This window comes from Lentzea sp. NPDC092896 (assembly GCF_044754905.1).
Taxonomy (GTDB): Bacteria; Actinomycetota; Actinomycetes; order Mycobacteriales; family Pseudonocardiaceae; genus Lentzea.
This window is the reverse complement of the sequence record NZ_JBIVPX010000004.1, coordinates 351,821-368,361: the sequence shown is the minus strand read 5'-3', so window position 1 is coordinate 368,361 and position 16,541 is coordinate 351,821. Positions and strand designations below refer to the sequence as shown.

Annotated in this window: 17 protein-coding genes and 1 riboswitch; of the genes, 6 read left to right on the top strand and 11 right to left on the bottom strand. The window is 68.9% G+C overall.

What is annotated here, in order from left to right; genetic code table 11:
* Positions 1-22 precede the first annotated feature (22 nt).
* From lspA to ACIQF0_RS22645, 3 genes are all read right to left on the bottom strand, one after another.
* Complete coding sequence (lspA, locus tag ACIQF0_RS22655; protein WP_401032222.1) at positions 23-820, bottom strand: signal peptidase II; 798 nt, start codon at positions 818-820, stop codon at positions 23-25.
* Positions 821-843: 23 nt separating this feature from the next.
* Positions 844-2,175, bottom strand: coding sequence for an aminotransferase class V-fold PLP-dependent enzyme (locus ACIQF0_RS22650; RefSeq protein WP_401032219.1), 1,332 nt, complete (start codon positions 2,173-2,175; stop codon positions 844-846).
* Between the two features lie 37 nt (positions 2,176-2,212).
* Positions 2,213-2,327: riboswitch (SAM riboswitch) on the bottom strand.
* A gap of 73 nt (positions 2,328-2,400) precedes the next feature.
* Entirely contained in the window at positions 2,401-3,888 is a 1,488-nt protein-coding gene (locus tag ACIQF0_RS22645) for a potassium/proton antiporter (RefSeq protein ID WP_401032216.1), read from the bottom strand.
* A gap of 114 nt (positions 3,889-4,002) precedes the next feature.
* On the opposite strand from ACIQF0_RS22645, the gene ACIQF0_RS22640 reads away from it, so the two are divergent.
* Entirely contained in the window at positions 4,003-4,938 is a 936-nt protein-coding gene (locus ACIQF0_RS22640) for a M28 family metallopeptidase (RefSeq protein WP_401032213.1), read from the top strand.
* Here ACIQF0_RS22640 and ACIQF0_RS22635 read toward each other — a convergent pair whose 3' ends face one another.
* Positions 4,939-5,475 (bottom strand): TetR/AcrR family transcriptional regulator, encoded by a 537-nt coding sequence (locus ACIQF0_RS22635; RefSeq protein ID WP_401032210.1) that lies wholly within the window; start codon positions 5,473-5,475, stop codon positions 4,939-4,941. It lies immediately after the preceding gene.
* A 59-nt stretch (positions 5,476-5,534) separates the two neighbouring features.
* On the opposite strand from ACIQF0_RS22635, the gene ACIQF0_RS22630 reads away from it, so the two are divergent.
* Positions 5,535-6,014, top strand: a complete 480-nt coding sequence (locus ACIQF0_RS22630) for an SRPBCC family protein (protein WP_401032207.1) — start codon at positions 5,535-5,537, stop codon at positions 6,012-6,014.
* Here ACIQF0_RS22630 and ACIQF0_RS22625 read toward each other — a convergent pair.
* The 3 genes from ACIQF0_RS22625 to ileS form a co-directional block, all read right to left on the bottom strand.
* Positions 5,978-6,892 (bottom strand): hypothetical protein, encoded by a 915-nt coding sequence (locus tag ACIQF0_RS22625; RefSeq protein WP_401032204.1) that lies wholly within the window; start codon positions 6,890-6,892, stop codon positions 5,978-5,980. The genes ACIQF0_RS22630 and ACIQF0_RS22625 overlap by 37 nt on opposite strands.
* A 75-nt stretch (positions 6,893-6,967) precedes the next feature.
* Positions 6,968-7,918, bottom strand: a complete 951-nt coding sequence (locus ACIQF0_RS22620) for a hypothetical protein (RefSeq protein WP_401032201.1) — start codon at positions 7,916-7,918, stop codon at positions 6,968-6,970.
* Between the two features lie 153 nt (positions 7,919-8,071).
* Positions 8,072-11,176: an isoleucine--tRNA ligase gene (gene ileS / locus ACIQF0_RS22615; protein WP_360041705.1), complete on the bottom strand. Its 3,105-nt coding sequence runs from the start codon at positions 11,174-11,176 to the stop codon at positions 8,072-8,074.
* A 246-nt stretch (positions 11,177-11,422) separates the two neighbouring features.
* Here ileS and ACIQF0_RS22610 point away from each other — a divergent pair, with 246 nt between their 5' ends.
* The 4 genes from ACIQF0_RS22610 to ACIQF0_RS22595 all read left to right on the top strand — a co-directional run bounded on the left by ACIQF0_RS22610 (position 11,423) and on the right by ACIQF0_RS22595 (position 13,917).
* Positions 11,423-11,767, top strand: coding sequence for a DoxX family protein (locus ACIQF0_RS22610; protein ID WP_036014530.1), 345 nt, complete (start codon positions 11,423-11,425; stop codon positions 11,765-11,767).
* The gene (locus ACIQF0_RS22605; RefSeq protein WP_401032196.1) at positions 11,764-12,918 is read left to right on the top strand and encodes a BTAD domain-containing putative transcriptional regulator; all 1,155 of its coding nucleotides are present in this window, start codon (positions 11,764-11,766) and stop codon (positions 12,916-12,918) included. The genes ACIQF0_RS22610 and ACIQF0_RS22605 overlap by 4 nt, the downstream gene beginning before the upstream one ends.
* A 70-nt stretch (positions 12,919-12,988) precedes the next feature.
* Positions 12,989-13,435: a hypothetical protein gene (locus ACIQF0_RS22600; RefSeq protein WP_401032193.1), complete on the top strand. Its 447-nt coding sequence runs from the start codon at positions 12,989-12,991 to the stop codon at positions 13,433-13,435.
* 17 nt (positions 13,436-13,452) lie between these two features.
* Positions 13,453-13,917, top strand: coding sequence for a hypothetical protein (locus ACIQF0_RS22595; protein ID WP_401032191.1), 465 nt, complete (start codon positions 13,453-13,455; stop codon positions 13,915-13,917).
* 283 nt (positions 13,918-14,200) lie between these two features.
* Here the strand turns inward: ACIQF0_RS22595 and ACIQF0_RS22590 are convergent, their stop codons facing one another.
* The 4 genes from ACIQF0_RS22590 to ACIQF0_RS22575 are packed head-to-tail and all read right to left on the bottom strand — an operon-like array spanning position 14,201 to position 16,513.
* On the bottom strand, positions 14,201-14,686 hold the full coding sequence (locus ACIQF0_RS22590) for a hypothetical protein (RefSeq protein WP_401032188.1): 486 nt from the start codon (positions 14,684-14,686) through the stop codon (positions 14,201-14,203).
* A 15-nt stretch (positions 14,687-14,701) separates the two neighbouring features.
* Positions 14,702-15,517 (bottom strand): DivIVA domain-containing protein, encoded by an 816-nt coding sequence (locus tag ACIQF0_RS22585; RefSeq protein WP_093597422.1) that lies wholly within the window; start codon positions 15,515-15,517, stop codon positions 14,702-14,704.
* A gap of 48 nt (positions 15,518-15,565) precedes the next feature.
* Positions 15,566-15,841, bottom strand: a complete 276-nt coding sequence (locus tag ACIQF0_RS22580) for a YggT family protein (RefSeq protein ID WP_319977848.1) — start codon at positions 15,839-15,841, stop codon at positions 15,566-15,568.
* A gap of 18 nt (positions 15,842-15,859) precedes the next feature.
* Positions 15,860-16,513 (bottom strand): cell division protein SepF, encoded by a 654-nt coding sequence (locus ACIQF0_RS22575; RefSeq protein WP_330273300.1) that lies wholly within the window; start codon positions 16,511-16,513, stop codon positions 15,860-15,862.
* Between the last annotated feature and the right edge of the window lie 28 nt (positions 16,514-16,541).

The window sequence follows — 16,541 nt, the reverse complement described above, 5'->3', positions numbered from 1 at the left end:
CTGCTGAACCTACCAGGAGCAGCTACTTCGACTCCGCCGCACCATCGGACTCCACGGTGCGCGTGGGCTCCACGACGAGCGCGGGCTCGTCCTTGTGGACGGTCCCGTCGTAGTCGTGCCGCAGCAGCGCCAGCACGATGATCGTGGCACCACCACCGACGATCGCCATGTCCGCGACGTTGAACACCGGCCACACCTGGCCGTACGGGTCGAACAGCGACAGGAAGTCCACGACGTGGCCGCGCATCGGGCCCGGTTCGCGGAACAGGCGGTCGGCGAGGTTGCCGACGGCGCCGCCCAGCACCAGGCCGAGGCCGACGGCCCAGGGCTGCGAACGGAGGTTGCGCGAGATCCAGAGGATGAACCCGGCGACACCCAGCGCGATCAGCGCGAGGATCCACGTCTGGCCCTCGGCCAGGCCGAACGCGGCGCCGGGGTTGCGGACGAACGTCAGGTAGAGCACGCCGCCGAAGAGCTTGATCGGGTCGGCGCCCTCGAGGAACGCCACGGACACGACCTTGGTGAGCACGTCCAGGGCCAGCACGACGCCCGCCAGGAGCGCGAGGGCCTTCGTCTGGAGGTCCGGCAACGAGCCCGAGATCGAACCGGAGATCGAGAACTCGTCGTCGTCCTCGTCCGCCTTGGCGGGGGACTCGGCGGGTTTCCCCTCCGCCTTCTCCTCCGCGGCCGGCTCCTCGACCACGATCGCGGGTGTCGCGACCGTCTCCGGCTCGCTGACCTGCGCTTCCACCGGCTTGTCAGCGACCTTGTCGGCCGCCTTCTCGGTGGCTTTCTCCGCGGCCTCGGCCTCGTCACTCACCAGGTCATTGTCCACTACAGGGACTACGCGAGGAACGGCGGCAGGGTTCGGTTGTCGTCCTGCGGAACCCAGCGGCCGTCGCGCTGCGCGTAGGTCCACTTCGGACCCTCGGTGACGAGAGTGCGCAGCGCCGCGACCAAACGATCGACGTGCTCAGCCGTCGTGCCGAGGCCGATCGACGCGCGCACGGCGCGTTCCTCGTGCGATCCGACCTGCTTGACCAGACGACCCACGATCACGTGCGCGCAGAACGCTCCGTCGCGCACACCGATGCCGTACTCGGCGGACAGCGCCGCCGCGAGGAAGCCCGCGTCGAAGCCGGAGATCGTGAAGCTCACGACGCCCACCTTGTCGGCGTCGGTCAGGATCGCGAGCTCGCGCAGACCGGGGATCGTGCGCAGGCCGTTCTGCAGGCGCGTCAGCAGTTCCTGCTCGTGCGCGACGGTCTGCTCCCAGTGCCGCGACAGGATCTCGCAGGCCGCGGCCAGCGCGTGCACGCCGACGACGTTCGGGCTGCCGGCCTCGTGCCGCTCGGGCACCGCGGACCAGGCCACGCCGAGACGGTCACCGTGGTCGGTCACCTTCGAGGTCGCACCGCCGCCGACCAGGTACGGCTGGGCCTGCTGCAACCAGTCCGCGCGACCGACCAGCACACCGGCGCCGAACGGCGCGTAGATCTTGTGGCCGGAGAACGCGATGTAGTCGACGCCCAGCTCACGGACGTTGATCGGGCGGTGCGGGGCGAGCTGCGCGGCGTCGAGCGCGATCCGCGCGCCATGACGGCGGGCGACCTTCGCGAGCTCGGCGACCGGCCACAGCTCCCCCGTGACGTTGGACGCCCCGGTGACGATCACGAGCCGAGGACCGACCGGGGCGGCGGCCAACGCCCGGTCCAGCGCGACAACAGCAGCACCGGACGAAGACGGAGCGGGAACACGCTGAACGTTCGGACCGCGCCACGGCAGCAGCGCCGCGTGGTGCTCGCTGTCGAACAGGACGACGGCGGTGTTCTTGGGAACGCTGCGCGCCAACAGGTTCAGCGAATCGGTGGTGTTGCGGGTGAAGACGACGGTGTCGGAGGAGTGCGCCCCGACGAACCGGCGGATGCGGTCGCGGGCCTGCTCGTAGACGCGGGTCGAGACCTGCGAGGCGAACCCGGCGCCGCGGTGCACGCTGGCGTACCAGGGCAGCAGCTCGTCGACGGCGTCGCGCACTTCCTGAAGACAGGGTGCCGATGCCGCGTGGTCGAGGTTGGCGTAGGTGACGCGCTCTCCGGTGACGAGCGGAACCCGCAGGTCAGCGCCGACGACAGCCGGGACGGCGGTGGTGGTTCCAGGGGTGATCGCGAGCGTCATCGAGCTGCCTCCGAGGCCAGGGGCCCCGTTGTGCGAAGGCCCGCGCTTGACCGGCGCCCCACGCGCCGGACCAGGTCCTCACCAAGGGCACCCCACCGCGGTTGGAGGGTTGCCGGCCAGCAAGCTTGGGCTTGACGCTGGCTCTCATGACCTGCCGACGACGTTAGCGGAGGCCGACGCGCCCGTCGACACCTGATTCAGATGCTGGGAAGCGTCGGTGACCGACTAATCGCCGGTCTCGCCCTTCCACCGTGCGTAGCGGCCGGCGCGGTCGACGGCACGAACGCGCCGCTCAGCGGCATCGCGCGCTTCCTCGGTGGTGACGATGAGCAACTGGTCGTCCGTCTGCAGCCGGGTCGTCGGTTGTGGCGTGAAACTCTTTCCCGAGCGCACCACGAGGCTCACCGTGGCGCCGACGGGCAGCCGAAGTTCGGTCATGTAGACGCCGTGCAGCTTCGACCCGCGCTGGATGTGCACCTGCAGCAGTTCGGCGCCCAGCTCGTCGAGCGGCGAGGAGTCGACCTGGACCTCCTGCGCCTCACCCGCCTTCACCAGCCCGAGGCGCCGGGCGAGGAACGGCAACGTCGTGCCCTGCACCACCGTCAGCACGATGACCAGCACGAACACCACGTCGACCAGTTCGCGCGCGCCCTCGACCCCCTGGATCAACGGGATCAGCGCGAACACGATCGGCACCGCGCCGCGCAACCCGGACCAGGACAGGAAGGCCTGTTCGCGCCACGGCACCTTGAACGGCAGCGAGGACAGGATCACCGACAGCGGCCGGGCCACGAACGTCAGCACCACGCCCGCGACCAGCGCGGGGAACAGCACGTCGAGCAGCCGCGACGGCGAGGCGTAGAGGCCGAGCAGCACGAAGAGCCCGATCTGGGCGAGCCAGCCGAGACCTTCGGCGAACGAGAGGGTGTCGGCGCGGTGCGGCAGGCGGGCGTTGCCCAGCACCAGCGCGGCGACGTACGTGGCGAGGAATCCGGACGCGTGCGCGAGGTCGCCGGCCGTGTAGGCCATGACGCACACCGCCACGGTGGCGAGCGGGTACAGACCGGTGGAGGGCAGTGCCGCGCGTCTGAGTCCGGCCCCGCCGAGATACCCCAGTGCGACACCGATGAGCGCGCCCGCGCCCAGTTCGTAGACGACCAGCAGCGGCGCGGTCCACGAGATCTGATCGGACGAGGCCAGCAGCACGACGGCGATGTAGACCGGCGCGTCGTTGAGGCCGGACTCCAGTTCGAGCGCGCCCGTGAGCCGCGGCCCCACGCCTAACGAGCGCAGGACGCTGAACACGGCGGCCGCGTCGGTGGACGACAGCACCGCGCCCCACAGCAACGCCATCCGCCAGTCGAGGCCCAGCAGGAAGTGCAGCGCCGTCCCGGTCACCGCCACGCTCACCACAACGGCCACTGTGGACAGTGCGACGCCCAGCCACAGCGAGGACTTCACCGCGTTCCAGCGGGTCGTGATGCCGCCCTCGGTCAGGATCAGCACGAGTGCCGCGATGCCGAGGGACTGCGTCAGGTCGGCGTCGTCGAACTTGATGCCGAACGCGGCCTCGCCGAGCAGCACGCCGATGCCGAGGTACAGCAGGAGTGAGGGCAGCCCGAGTCGCGTCGACACCCGCACCGCGATCACGGAGATCAGCAGTACGGCCGCGCCGATGCCCAGAACGACCGTGACGTCACCCACCTGGACCATTCTGGTTGATCACCATCGATTCCGACGAATCCGACGATCGCATCTAGCGGGCTCATGCGCGGTGGAGCATGTTGATCTGTGGCTCAATCCCTAACCCCTGCACGGAGTTGAACCATGAGGATCCTGATCGCGCTGGCGGCCGCCTTGATGGTGACCGGAACCACAGCAGCGCAAGCGGCCGCCCCTGCGGCTTTGGCAGCACCGAACATCAGCGTCGCGAACGTCCAAGCACACCTGAACCAGTTCCAGTCGATCGCCAACGCCAACGGCGGCAACCGCGCTCACGGACGTCCGGGGTACCTGGCCTCGGTCAACTGGGTCAAGAGCAAGCTCGACGCGGCCGGCTTCACGACGCGCGTGCAGTCGTTCACCTACGGCGGCGCCACCGGCTACAACCTGATCGCGGACTACCCCGGCGGCGACGCGAACAACGTCGTCATGCTGGGCGGCCACCTCGACAGCGTCACGGCGGGCCCCGGCATCAACGACAACGGCACGGGTTCCGCGTCGATCCTGGAGGTCGCCCTCCAGATGAAGGCCACGAACTTCCAGCCGACCAAGCACGTCCGGTTCGGCTGGTGGGGCGCGGAGGAACTCGGGCTGCGCGGCTCGACGGCCTACGTGAACTCCCTGTCCACCACCGAGAAGTCGAGGATCAAGGCGTACCTGAACTTCGACATGACCGGTTCGCCGAACCCCGGCTACTTCGTCTACAACGGTGCCGACGGCCAGCCCACCGGTTCGGTGGCGCTGCAGCAGCGGCTGCAGGCGGGCTTCACCTCGATCGGCGTCCAGACCGAGTTGACCAACGTCGGCGGCCGCTCCGACCACGCGGCGTTCGCGCGGGCCGGCATCGCGACCGGTGGCACCTTCACCGGCGCCGAGGTGACCAAGACCTCGGCACAGGCGGCGAAGTGGGGCGGCACGGCCGGTCAGGCCTTCGACCGGTGCTACCACCGCTCCTGCGACACCACGTCGAACATCAACGTGACGGCTCTCGACCGCAACGCGGACGTGATCGCCTACGCGTTGTGGAACACCGCGGCCTGATCACTTCGCGGTGAGCACCTGCACGGCCTCGTCGAGCACCGGTTCGACGAGGCCGGGCAGGGTCACCCACATCTGCGCCTGACCGAGGTAGAGGCTGAACGCGATGAGCGCGCGCTTCTTCGCGTGCTCGTGGTCGAACCCGAGTTGCTCGAACAGGTCGGTCAGGTAGTTGAGGCGTTTCTCCGTGACGCGCCGCAGGACCGGCGCGATGACCTCGTTCTCGGCGCTCGCCTGCAACGCCATCTCCACCGAGCCCTTGCGGCCGCGGTCGAGCACCGTGCCGAACAACGTCCTGAGCTTGTCGCGCGGGGACTTCTCCGCCTCGACCAGCTCGATGACCTTCTCGGTGTGCTCCCGCTCCCACCGCTCGACCGTCGCCTTCAGCAACGCCTCGCGGTTCGGGAAGTGGTGGTAGACGCTGCCCTTCGTGGCTCCGGCCCGCGCCGCCAGAGGTTCGATCGCGACGGCGTTGAGCCCGCCCTCGGCCAACGCTCTCAGCGCTATCTCAGTCCAGTCGTCCTGATTCCTCCGCACCACGCTTCCATACGCTACCGTACGTTTCAGGAACATACGGCAGCGTATGGAAGGGGATCCTCATGATCAGGAACATCCACACCCGCGACCTCGGCGTGCCCGCGGGCCCGTTCGTCGACCGCATCCAGGAACTCTGGCCGCCCGCGTGGGGCAGGCAGGAGTTCGACCGCCCGCTGGGGGTCGGCGCGGACGGCGGCCACGGCCCGATCCGCTACCACTGCACCTCGTTCACCCCCGGCGAGTCGATCACCTTCGCGTTCCGGGAGGGCCACGGCACGCACACCCTGTCGGCGTCCGGCACGGTCATCCGGCACGAACTGGTCGGCGACTTCCCCTTGGCCGCGCGGATCCGCTGGGCCTTGGTGGTCCGCTGGCTGCACGACGCGTGCCTGGAGGACCTGTTCGACAACTTCGAGCGCGCGGCGGGACGCGAGCCCGCCACACCGGCCAGGTGGTCCCCCTGGGTCCGGCTGGTGCGGCGGGTGATCGTCCCGCGGACGAACCGTCAGGCGCAGCGCAGCTTCACGGGACCTTCCCAGTAGCGCCCGCCGAACACGTCACCGCTCTCGCTGAGCACGCTCGGGAAAGCGACACCGTTGGGCAACGGGTCGAACCGGCCGTTCGCGCGCCGCACCCCGATCCCCGACTCCCAGTACGACAACTGGTCACCGGCGTCGTTGGAGGCCAGGACCGCACGACCGGGCATGGTGCGGACGATCTCGCCTCGCAGGTTCCACTCGACCGAGGTCCCCAGGTAGTCGCCCTTCACCGCGGACGCCCCGTAGACGCGGCCATCCCTGATCGAGGTCGCGAACGCCTGGTAGTGCCCCTGCAGCGGCGGGAGTTCGGTGCGCGCACCCTCCCGGTTCCACACGTAGTACCGCTGCGGGGCCTCCCGCCTGAAACCACCGAACACGTTGCCCGCGTCGTCGATTCCCCCCAACCACCACTCCCCGTCGTCGGTGCCTTCGAGCACATGGGGAGTGGCGGACCCGGCCGGCCACATCACCAACGCTCCTCCGGACGTGCCGACCACGTCGCCGGCGGTGTTGATCGAGTGCACCGTCGACGACCTGCCGGGCAGCTCCTCGAGCTTCTCCTCACCACGCCACAGGCCGTCCTCACCCGCGCTGAGCAGCACCCCGTTCCGGTTGATGTCGAAGGCGGCGCGGTCTGCGGGGAACGTCACCGTCCGCGGCACCTCCTGATGCCAGACCACGACCGTCCCGAGCCCACTGGTCGAGGTCAGCCAGTCGCCGTCACCACCGAGTGGACCGAGCGAGTACTGACCGGCGGGAACCGGCAGGTTCGTCATGACCCACCGGCACCCCTCCTCCGCCTGCACCGCGGCAGGCGCGATCAGCCCACCCGTGACCAGCACCGCGACGCCCATCGTCAGGCGCCATCCCCCAGCAACCATTCGCCACACCTCTCAGAGAGATCAACCGATCACCTGGAGGTGTCCGCACCTACGAGAGGTGTTGCATCCGATCCTTCACTCGCAGCGGGCGTGCACCGGCGTGTAGGTGCCTGCGCGGTACGACCAGCCGTACAACGACCCGTCGTCCGCGAACTCCTCGTAGACCGCGGGCAGCGGAGGCTGTTCGACCTGCCCGCCGGCACGCCAGACCGTGGACGGGCCGGGGACGTCACCGCCGTCGGTGCGGCCCAGGACGTCGCCGGACGACGTGATGTCCGTGGCGTCGACCGATCCCTCCAAGGTGCGGACGACGTTGCCCCGCAGGTCCCACTCCACGCCGATCGGGTTCGCCCAGTGCTCCTGCGCCGAGAAGCCGACCGCTCGGCCGTCGCGGATGCCCTGGACCCTGGTCTCGCTGTACCCGCGCAGCGGACGTAAGAGGGTGCGCGCTCCCGCCTCGTCCCACACGTAGGACTGGGTGGGCTCCCCGGTCTGGCCCAGCCGCCAGGCGGCCACGCGGCCCTGTTCGTCGATGCCGGCGACGGTCCAGCTCGCGGTGTCGTCGGTGCCGGCGACCGGGCGCGGGTCCGCCGACCCCGCCGGCCAGATCGCCATCGAGCCGCCGGAGTGGCCGACCGCCGTGCCGGAGGCGTTCAACGCGGCCGCCCAGGCGTAGTTGGATCCCGGCAACGGGTTCAGCTCCACGCCACCGCGCCGGGCGTGGCCGTCCGGGGAGGTGATCAGGACGGTGCCCGAGGCGTTGACGTCGTTCGGGAACTCGCCGGGCGCCAGCGGCAGCGACTCGACGGAACCGTTGTGCCACAACAGGGCTACTTCTCTCCACGGAGTCTCGGTGCCCGTGCCCAGCACGTAGCTGCCGTCCGCCGCGGCGCCGGTGACGGACGAGAACTCGGTGTCCGCCGGCAACGGCAGGTCAGTGGACGTCCACGTGCAGCCCGCCGCCGACGCCGACACCGGTGTCAGCAGGCTCAGCGCACTCACGGACGCGATCAGCAAAGCCTTCATCTCGCACTTCCCCCAGTCGAAACCTTGGCAATCCCTTGCGGGTCGACCTGGTTCCGACCGTAGTGACGAGATCTGACATTTTTCTTGAATGCGCAGGAAGCGGGGCCGCCGTCCGAAGACAGCGACCCCGCTTCCTGCTACTTCACCCGAGGATCAGGCCTTGGCGACAGCGACCTTCACCTTCAGGCCGTCGCCGACCGTGCCCTCCGAAGAGCCCTCGCCGAACACCACCGAGGTCGTCAGCGTCTCCGACTGCACGAACTCCAGGTGCGGCTCCACGGCGGAACGCACCGCGTCCGGCAGCTCCAGCGTCAGCGTGATCCGGTCGGACACGTCGAGCTGAGCGTCCTTGCGTGCCTGCTGCACGACGCGCACGAGGTCACGCGCGACGCCCTCGGCCTCCAGCTCCGGCGACACCACCGTGTCGAGCACGACGACACCGGCACCGCCCGGCAGAGCGGCCGTGGCGGCAGGATCCGTTGCCACCAGGCGCTGTTCGTACTCGCCCTCGAACAGCTCGACACCGGCGGCGACGATCTTGCCGTCCACTTCGGACCAGTCGCCGGCCTTGACGGCCTTGATGACCTTCTGCACGTTCGGCCCGAGCCGCGGTCCGGCCGCACGGGCGTTGACGACCAGCTGGAACTGCCCGTAGGCGTCGACGTCCGTGGACAGCGACACCTCCTTGACGTTGACCTCGTCGCGCACGATCTCGGCGAAGTCCTCCAGCGAGCCCGCCACCGGCGACGCGACCGTCAGACGCGCCAGCGGCAGCCGCACGCGCAGCTTGTTCGCCTTGCGCAGCGACAACGCCGTCGAGCAGACGTCCCGCACCTCGTCCATCGCCGCCACCAGCGCGTCGTCCGCCGGCAGGTCCGACACCGACGGGAAGTCCGTCAGGTGCACGGAACGGCCACCGGTCAGCCCGCGCCACACGACCTCGGTCGTGTACGGCAGCAACGGCGCCGTCACGCGCGTGACGACCTCCAGCACGGTGTGCAGGGTGTCGATCGCGTCCTGCTCGCCGTCCCAGAACCGCTGCCGCGACCGCCGCACGTACCAGTTCGTCAGCACCTCCAGGTACTCACGCACCAGCTGGCACGCACCGGAGATGTCGTAGACGTCCATGGCTGCCTGGACGTCGCGCACCAGGTCGTGCGTCTTCGCCAGCGCGTACCGGTCGAGCACGTTCTTCGAGTCGACGCGCCACGTGCCCTCCTTCCCGGAAGCGTTGGAGTACAACGCGAGGAAGTACCAGGAGTTCCACAGCGGCAGCACCGCCTGGCGCACCGCGTCCCTGATGCCGCGCTCGGTCACCACGAGGTCGCCACCGCGCAGGATCGGCGACGCCATGAGGAACCAGCGCATGGCGTCCGAACCGTCGCGGTCGAAGACCTCGTTGACGCTCGGGTAGTTCTTCAGCGACTTGGACATCTTCTGGCCGTCGTCACCGAGCACGATGCCGTGCGCCACGCAGTCGCGGAACGCGGGCCGGTCGAACAACGCCGTCGCGAGCACGTGCAGCGTGTAGAACCAGCCACGCGTCTGCCCGTTGTACTCGACGATGAAGTCGCCGGGGTAGTGGTTCTCGAACCACGCCGCGTTCTCGAACGGGTAGTGCACCTGCGCGAACGACATCGAGCCCGACTCGAACCAGCAGTCGAGCACGTCCGGGATCCGGCGCATGACCGACTGGCCGCTCGGGTCGTCCGGGTTCGGCCGCGTCAGCTCGTCGATGAACGGCCGGTGCAGGTTGTCCGGGCGCACGCCGAAGTCGCGTTCCAGCTCGTCCAGCGACCCGTACACGTCCGTGCGCGGGAACTCGGGGTTGTCCGAGGTCCACACGGGCAGCGGCGAGCCCCAGTACCGGTTGCGCGAGATGTTCCAGTCGCGCGCGTTCTCGAGCCACTTGCCGAACTGGCCGTCCTTGATGTGGCCCGGCACCCAGTTGATCTGCTGGTTGAGCTCGACCATCCGGTCCTTGAACTGCGTGACCGCGACGAACCACGCCGACAGCGCGCGCTGGATCAGCGGGTTCGCACACCGCCAGCAGTGCGGGTACGGGTGGTCGTAGGTCTCGTGCCGCAGCAGCAGGCCCGCGTCCTTGAGGTCGCGGATGATCAGCTTGTTCGCCTCGAAGACGTGCACGCCCTGGTACGGGGCCACCTCCGCGGTGAACTTGCCGTCCGGTCCGACCGGCACGACGACCTCGATGCCCGCCGCGTCCGTCACGACCTTGTCGTCCTCACCGAACGCCGGTGCGATGTGGACGATGCCCGTGCCGTCGTCGGTGGTCACGTAGTCCGCGGCCAGCACCTGGTGCGCGTTCTCGCGACCCACGAAGAAGTCGAACGGCGGCAGGTACTTCTTGCCGACCAGGTCCGAACCCTTGTAGCGGGCGACGACCTCGGGCTCCTCGCCCAGCTCACGCGCGTACGCCGCGACCCGGGCCTCGGCCAGCAGGTACTTCTCGCCATCGGTGCCGACCACGGTCACGTAGTCGACGTCCTGGTGCACGGCGGCGGCCAGGTTGCTCGGCAGCGTCCACGGCGTGGTCGTCCAGACCAGCGCCTTCTCACCGGACTCGAGGCGCAGCGCGACCGTGACGGCCGGGTCCTGCCGGTCCCGGTAGGCGTCGTCCATCTTGGTCTCGGTGTTGGACAGCGGCGTCTGGCAACGCCAGCAGTACCAGAGCACCCGGAAGCCCTCGTAGATCAAGCCCTTGTCCCACAAGGCCTTGAACGCCCACATGACGCTTTCCATGTAGTCGAGGTCGAGCGTCTTGTAGTCGTTGTCGAAGTCGACCCAGCGGGCCTGTCGCGTCACGTACTCGCGCCACTGGTCCGTGTACTGCAGCACGGACGTGCGGCAGGCCTCGTTGAACTTCTCGATGCCCAGCTCGTCGATCTCGTGCTTCTGCGTGATGCCCAGCTGCTTCTCGGCCTCGTACTCGGCCGGCATGCCGTGCGTGTCCCAGCCGAACCGGCGCTCGACGTGCTTGCCGCGCATCGTCTGGTAGCGCGGCACGACGTCCTTGACGTAGCCGGTCAGCAGGTGTCCGTAGTGCGGCAGGCCGTTGGCGAACGGCGGGCCGTCGTAGAAGACGAACTCGTTCGCGCCGTCGTCGCCGACCGGGTTCCGGTCGATGCTCGCCTGGAAGGTCTCGTCGTCCTTCCAGTACCCGAGCACGTCCTGCTCGAGGTTCGGAAAGGACGGCTGCGCCGGGACCTCGTTCGCGCCGGCCCTGGGGTAGGCCATCTCCACTGCTCCTCGCGGTCAGATGCGACACGCGAGGACGACACGCCGATGTGGCTCGGCCTGCCGCGGTACCACCCCGCTTGCCCGCCTTGCGGCGAGCCTCTCGTTCTTCGGCTGTGACGGGCCGGTCCCGTCCGGTTCTACTGAGGTGCTCGCGCACCCGTTCTTCCGGAGGCTCCCCGGTGATGGCCGGATCGGTGCCTGTAGCTACAGGGTACGGGCGGGCGCAAACCGTATGCTCGCCGGATGACGTTGACCATCGCGTTGTCGATCGTGCTGGCCCTGCTGTTCGTGGCGACGGGCGCGGGCAAGCTGTTCGGGGCGAAGGCGTCACTGGAGGCCCGCGACCACTTCCGGATGAACCCGGCGCTGTGGCGCACCATCGGCGCGCTGGAGTGGGCCGGTGCGGCAGGGCTGGTCGTCGGCCTGGTCACGTGGGAGTGGGTGGCGCACGCCGCCACCGTGGGGCTCGGGCTGCTGATGGTCGGCGCCACGATCACCCGGCTGCGGTACGACTCGAAGCCGTCGGGCGTGGTCGTGGACCTGGCGCTGCTGGCGTTGCTGATCATGCTGCTGTTCCTGGACCGGTGAGGCACGAGTTCCGCGTCCTCGGCGCACCTGAGATCCGGCTCGGCGCCGACCTCGTCGACGTCGGCCACGCCCGCCAGCTGAGCGTGCTGGCGGTGCTGCTGGTGGACGTCAACCAGGTCGTCGGCATCGACAAGCTGCTGGCACGGGTGTGGGGCGACGCGCCGCCGCGGCAGGCCAAGGCCGCGCTCTACAGCTACATGTCCCGGCTGCGGACGGCGCTCGGCGGCACCCCGATCGTGCGCCGCTCCGGCGGGTACGTGCTGGAGACCGACCCGGAGTCCATCGACCTGCACCGGTTCCGCTCGCTCGTGACGCTCGGACGGCCCGCCGAGGCCATGGCGCTCGTGCGCGGCGAACCGTTCGCGGGACTGCACGGCCCGTGGTTCGCCGGTCTGCGCGAGACGCTGGCGGGCGAGATCGCCGCCGCCGAGCTCGACCACACCGACGCACGCCTGGCGTCCGGCGAGCACCTCTCTCTCGTCACCGAACTGACCGCCCGCACGTCCGAACGCCCGCTCGACGAACGGCTCGCCGGCCAGCTGATGCGCGCGTTGATCGGCGCCGGCCAACGCCCCGAGGCGCTCGCCTACTACTCACAGCTCCGAGACCGGCTCGCGGACGAACTGGGCCTCGACCCCGGCCCCGCGTTGCGCGACCTGCACGCGTCGCTGATCCAACGTCCACAGTGGAGTCCACGTCAGCTTCCCGGCGCCCCAACGGATTTCACCGGAATGACGGCCGAGCTCGCGGCCCTCGACCAGGCCGGTCCGATCGTCACGATCACCGGCCCGACCGGCACGGGGAAGACGCGGCTGGCGTTGCACTGGGCACACGAACACGCCACCGACTACCCGGACGGCCAGCTGTTCGTGGACCTCAACGGCTCCGACCCGGCCGACGTCGTCCGCGGGTTCATCATCGCCCTGGGCACCAGCCCCGACGGCATCCCACCGGAACCACACGCGCAGACAGCGCTCTACCGCACGTTGCTGGCCGACCGGCGAATGCTGATCGTGCTCGACAACGCCGCCGACACCGCCCAGGTCGTGCCGCTGCTACCGGGCACACCGCGGTGCCGTGTCGTCGTGACCAGCCGCGAACGTCTGCCGGGCCTAGTCACCGCGCACGGCGCACGCCCAGTTGTGCTCTGAGTAGATCCACGCATGGTGCGCTGAGTTCCTCCTCCCCCAGACTTTCCTCACGAAGTGATTGGGGGATCACGTGAAAGTTCTGGCATTCGCCGCTCTGCTGAGCACCACCGTCGTCGCTCCGGTGCAGGAGTTCTCCTTCGAGGCCGAAGCCAACGCCCGGCCGATCGCCGGCCGGTCCGCGACCTGGTCGGCCCCGGCGAACGAGATCCGGGTCGGGCTGCGCCGGTCCGACAACACGATCAGGATCCACGCCGAGCCCAACGGCGTGGAGGACTACGTCCTCGTCGAGCTGAAACGGCACGACGGACAGCTGATCACCGCCGGCTCGTACCACGACGAGCAGGTCAGGGTCTTCGGCGACGGCTTCGTCTGCACCGACGACACGGCCGATTTCACCGTCGACCGCGTCGAGTACAACGCCGACGGGTGGACCGACGTGTTCGCGGCGTCGATCACGCACACCTGCGGAGACCAGCCCTTCAACGCGTTCAGGGCACGGGTCGACTTCAACCGCTGACATCCTTAGGGGGAAACATGATTCGCGCTGTTCTGACCACCACGGCGTTACTGCTCGCCACCGCCACACCCGCGTCGGCCGACGCCACCGGCTATCTCTTCTGGGACTCCGACGCGGGCGCGTGGCCCACCGAGGGCCGCTCGGGCACCTGGGCGCCGCCGGGACTGTTTTCCGTGCGCGAGGCCCCGGACGAGGACAACCTGATCCGGATCAAGGGCGAGTCCCCGGACGAGCGGGAGTTCCTCGAGATCAGGTTGTACCGCCACGACGGGCAGCGGATCACCGAGGGCCACTTCGAGGATCAGAAGGTCCTCGTCGTGAACCACGGATTCGGCTGGTACGACAACGCCGGTGACTTCGACGTCGAGCACATCGCCTACAACGACGAGGGCCTGATCTCGGAGTTCGACGGCGCGATCGAGCACCACTACCGGGACAACCCGGACAGCACGTTCCGCGCGAAGGTCAGCTACCGCCGCTGAGGGCCTGGAGGGGTGGTCGTGTTCCGCCTGCGGAGCACGGCCGCAGCGACCTCGCACGCTTCGCCGGCCATGCCGTCGTCCTGCGCCAGGCGTGAGCAGCACACCACTGGATCCGCTGGCGAGCATCAGTCCGCCCAACACGACGTGATCATCGGTTCGGAAGCTGAGCGGTCGCGGGCGCTGTACCGGCGAGGACGAATGCGGAAACGACGACCAGGGCTCTCAGCCTCATGGGTCGTTCGTACCGCCAGACCGCACGGTCCGTCCGCGAAACGGACGAAATTCAGGCGGTACGGCTCCTGCGCACCAGCACCGCGTCAGGGGTGCAGAGAGCGCAAGGCGTGAACTGCAACTGCCGTGCCTCCTGCACCGGGAGGCCCAGCGTGGGCCTCCCGGCAAGCCAGGAGCACGAGCTCAGGTGATACCGGGGCCGCTCGTCCAGCACCCGGACCTCGTCCACCAGATCGGCCACGACGAGCAGATCCGCCGCGTCGGTGTCCTCTTCCAGTGGTTCCTCGTCAGCGGGCGGCGTGTCGGCTTCCGACGGCACCACTACCCGTTGATCATCAGCTACAGCTTGTTGATCTACACTCTGCGCGTCGGCAGCGGGGTCCCCCGGTCGCCGTCGCCACCAGTCCCAAGCAAGGACCAGGGCGGCGAGCACGCTCGCGCCCACGGACGACCACGCCCAGATCGTGTTGGACGTGGTCAGCGCAGGCACGAGCAACCCGAGGGCTGCCAGCACCAGAAGTAGAACTACGAAGAGCACCTAGCGAACAGTAGTTCAGCCCGCTTCAGCGCGTGCGCCGAACGAGTAGCCCTGGGAACGACCCTCGGACGGAGCGGCCGGGCCGCGGTCCTGGAGGTCGCGCAGGGACGACTCGAGCATCGTCTTCAGTCGCGTGCGGTACTCGCGCTCGAACGTCTGCAGCTTGTCGATCTGCTTCTCGAGCGTGTTCTTCTCCTGGGTGATGTTGCCCATCACCTCGGCGTGCTTGCGCTGCGCGTCACGGTCCAGCGCGGTGGCCTTCTCACGGGCCTGCCGCTCCAGAGTCTCCGAACGCGTCCGCGCGTCGTTGAGCATGGTCTCGGCACGCGTACGTGCCTCGTTGACCATCGTGTCTGCCTTGGCGCGGGCCTCGGACAGCAGCTGCTCGGACTTCGTGCGGGCCTCGGACAGCATGCCGTCCGCTTCGGCCTTCGCCTCGCCCGTGAGCCGGTCCGCCATCTCCTGGGCAAGGCCCAGGACCTTCGCGGCCTGCACGTGGTGGTCTCCGCCACCACCGGGGGACGTCTGCTCCATGACCGAAGGCGGCGGGACCGGCGCCAGGCGGCGCGGCTCCTCGACCGGCATACGGGTCGTCATGGGGCTGGAAGAAGCCTTCGCACGCGCGTCGTCGAGGTCGGCGCGCGACGTCTCAAGCTGCTGGTCGAGCTGCTCGACCTGCTGACGGAGGTCGTTGTTCTCCTCGATCAAGCGGGCGAGCTCGCCCTCAACCAGGTCGAGGAACGCGTCCACCTCGTCCTCGTTGTAGCCCCGCTTGCCAATCGGCGGCTTGCTGAATGCAACATTGTGCACGTCAGCGGGGGTCAACGGCATCGGATCACCTCTCGCACTCCTGGGCTGCGGTCATCCCACGGTTCCCCGTCACCTGGGATCTGCGAATCGCATCAGAATGATAACGACTAGCCACAGCACAATAATCGATAGGTCCAGCCCGACGCCCCCGATCCGCACAGTCGGGATCACCCGACGGAGCCAACGGACCGGTGGGTCGGTGACCGTGTACACGGTCTCAAGCGTCACGGCTACGCCGCCCGCTGGGCGCCATTCCCTCGCGAACGTCCGCACCATCTCGACCACGACACGCGCGGTCAGGAACAGGGAGAACGCGAACAGGACGTAGAAGATGACGAGACGGATCGGGTCCACGGGTCAACTCTAACCGTGGTTCCCGAACCCACCCTCCGCCAGCTTCCTGCGGTCCTCCGCCGTGACGTCAACGTTCGGCGGTGAGAGAAGGAACACCCTGCTGGTGATCTTGTCCATGGACCCGCGCAGAGCGAACGCGAGTCCGGCCGAGAAGTCGACGAGACGCTTCGCGTCGGCGTCGTCCATGTCGGTCAGGTTCAAGATCACCGGGGTGCCGTCCCGGTAGTGCTCCCCGATCGTGCGCGCCTCGCTGTAGGTACGGGGGTGAAGCGTGGTGATGCGCGCCAACGGGTTGCTTGCCGGCTCGGCAACGGGACGCAACCTGCTCACGGGCTCGCGCTGCGGCTCGACAGCGAGTGCGCCGTGCACGGGTGCATCGGCACTCCAGCGTCGCGTGCTCGAGGGGCTGCCCCCGCGCCGCGACTCCGGCTCGTAGTCGTCCGACTCGTCGATGTCGGCCCGGTATCCGGAGCCCTGGAGCTCCGACCGGCCCGGTGTGAACACGCGGTTGCGCCGCGGGTATGGGTCGTAGTCGTCGGCCTCGGCCGCGTACTCGGACCGGTAGTCGCCGTAGCGGCCGCGGTCGTCGTCGTAGCCGGGGTCGTCTGCGTACTCGGCGGGGACCATCCCGAAGTAGGCCTTCAGCTTGTGCAAAGCGCTCATTCCAGCCCCTCCTCGGCGGTTCCCCACT

What these genes read in the sequence shown, in the direction of transcription:
- ACIQF0_RS22640 (WP_401032213.1), top strand. Translation starts at nt 4,003, where the DNA reads ATGAGGATCCTGATCGCGCTGGCGGCCGCCTTGATGGTGACCGGAACC.
- ACIQF0_RS22620 (WP_401032201.1), bottom strand. Translation starts at nt 7,918, where the DNA reads ATGAAGGCTTTGCTGATCGCGTCCGTGAGTGCGCTGAGCCTGCTGACA.
- ACIQF0_RS22625 (WP_401032204.1), bottom strand. Translation starts at nt 6,892, where the DNA reads ATGGTTGCTGGGGGATGGCGCCTGACGATGGGCGTCGCGGTGCTGGTC.
- ACIQF0_RS22585 (WP_093597422.1), bottom strand. Translation starts at nt 15,517, where the DNA reads ATGCCGTTGACCCCCGCTGACGTGCACAATGTTGCATTCAGCAAGCCG.
- ileS (WP_360041705.1), bottom strand. Translation starts at nt 11,176, where the DNA reads ATGGCCTACCCCAGGGCCGGCGCGAACGAGGTCCCGGCGCAGCCGTCC.
- ACIQF0_RS22645 (WP_401032216.1), bottom strand. Translation starts at nt 3,888, where the DNA reads ATGGTCCAGGTGGGTGACGTCACGGTCGTTCTGGGCATCGGCGCGGCC.
- ACIQF0_RS22575 (WP_330273300.1), bottom strand. Translation starts at nt 16,513, where the DNA reads ATGAGCGCTTTGCACAAGCTGAAGGCCTACTTCGGGATGGTCCCCGCC.
- ACIQF0_RS22650 (WP_401032219.1), bottom strand. Translation starts at nt 2,175, where the DNA reads ATGACGCTCGCGATCACCCCTGGAACCACCACCGCCGTCCCGGCTGTC.
- ACIQF0_RS22630 (WP_401032207.1), top strand. Translation starts at nt 5,535, where the DNA reads ATGATCAGGAACATCCACACCCGCGACCTCGGCGTGCCCGCGGGCCCG.
- ACIQF0_RS22595 (WP_401032191.1), top strand. Translation starts at nt 13,453, where the DNA reads ATGATTCGCGCTGTTCTGACCACCACGGCGTTACTGCTCGCCACCGCC.
- ACIQF0_RS22610 (WP_036014530.1), top strand. Translation starts at nt 11,423, where the DNA reads ATGACGTTGACCATCGCGTTGTCGATCGTGCTGGCCCTGCTGTTCGTG.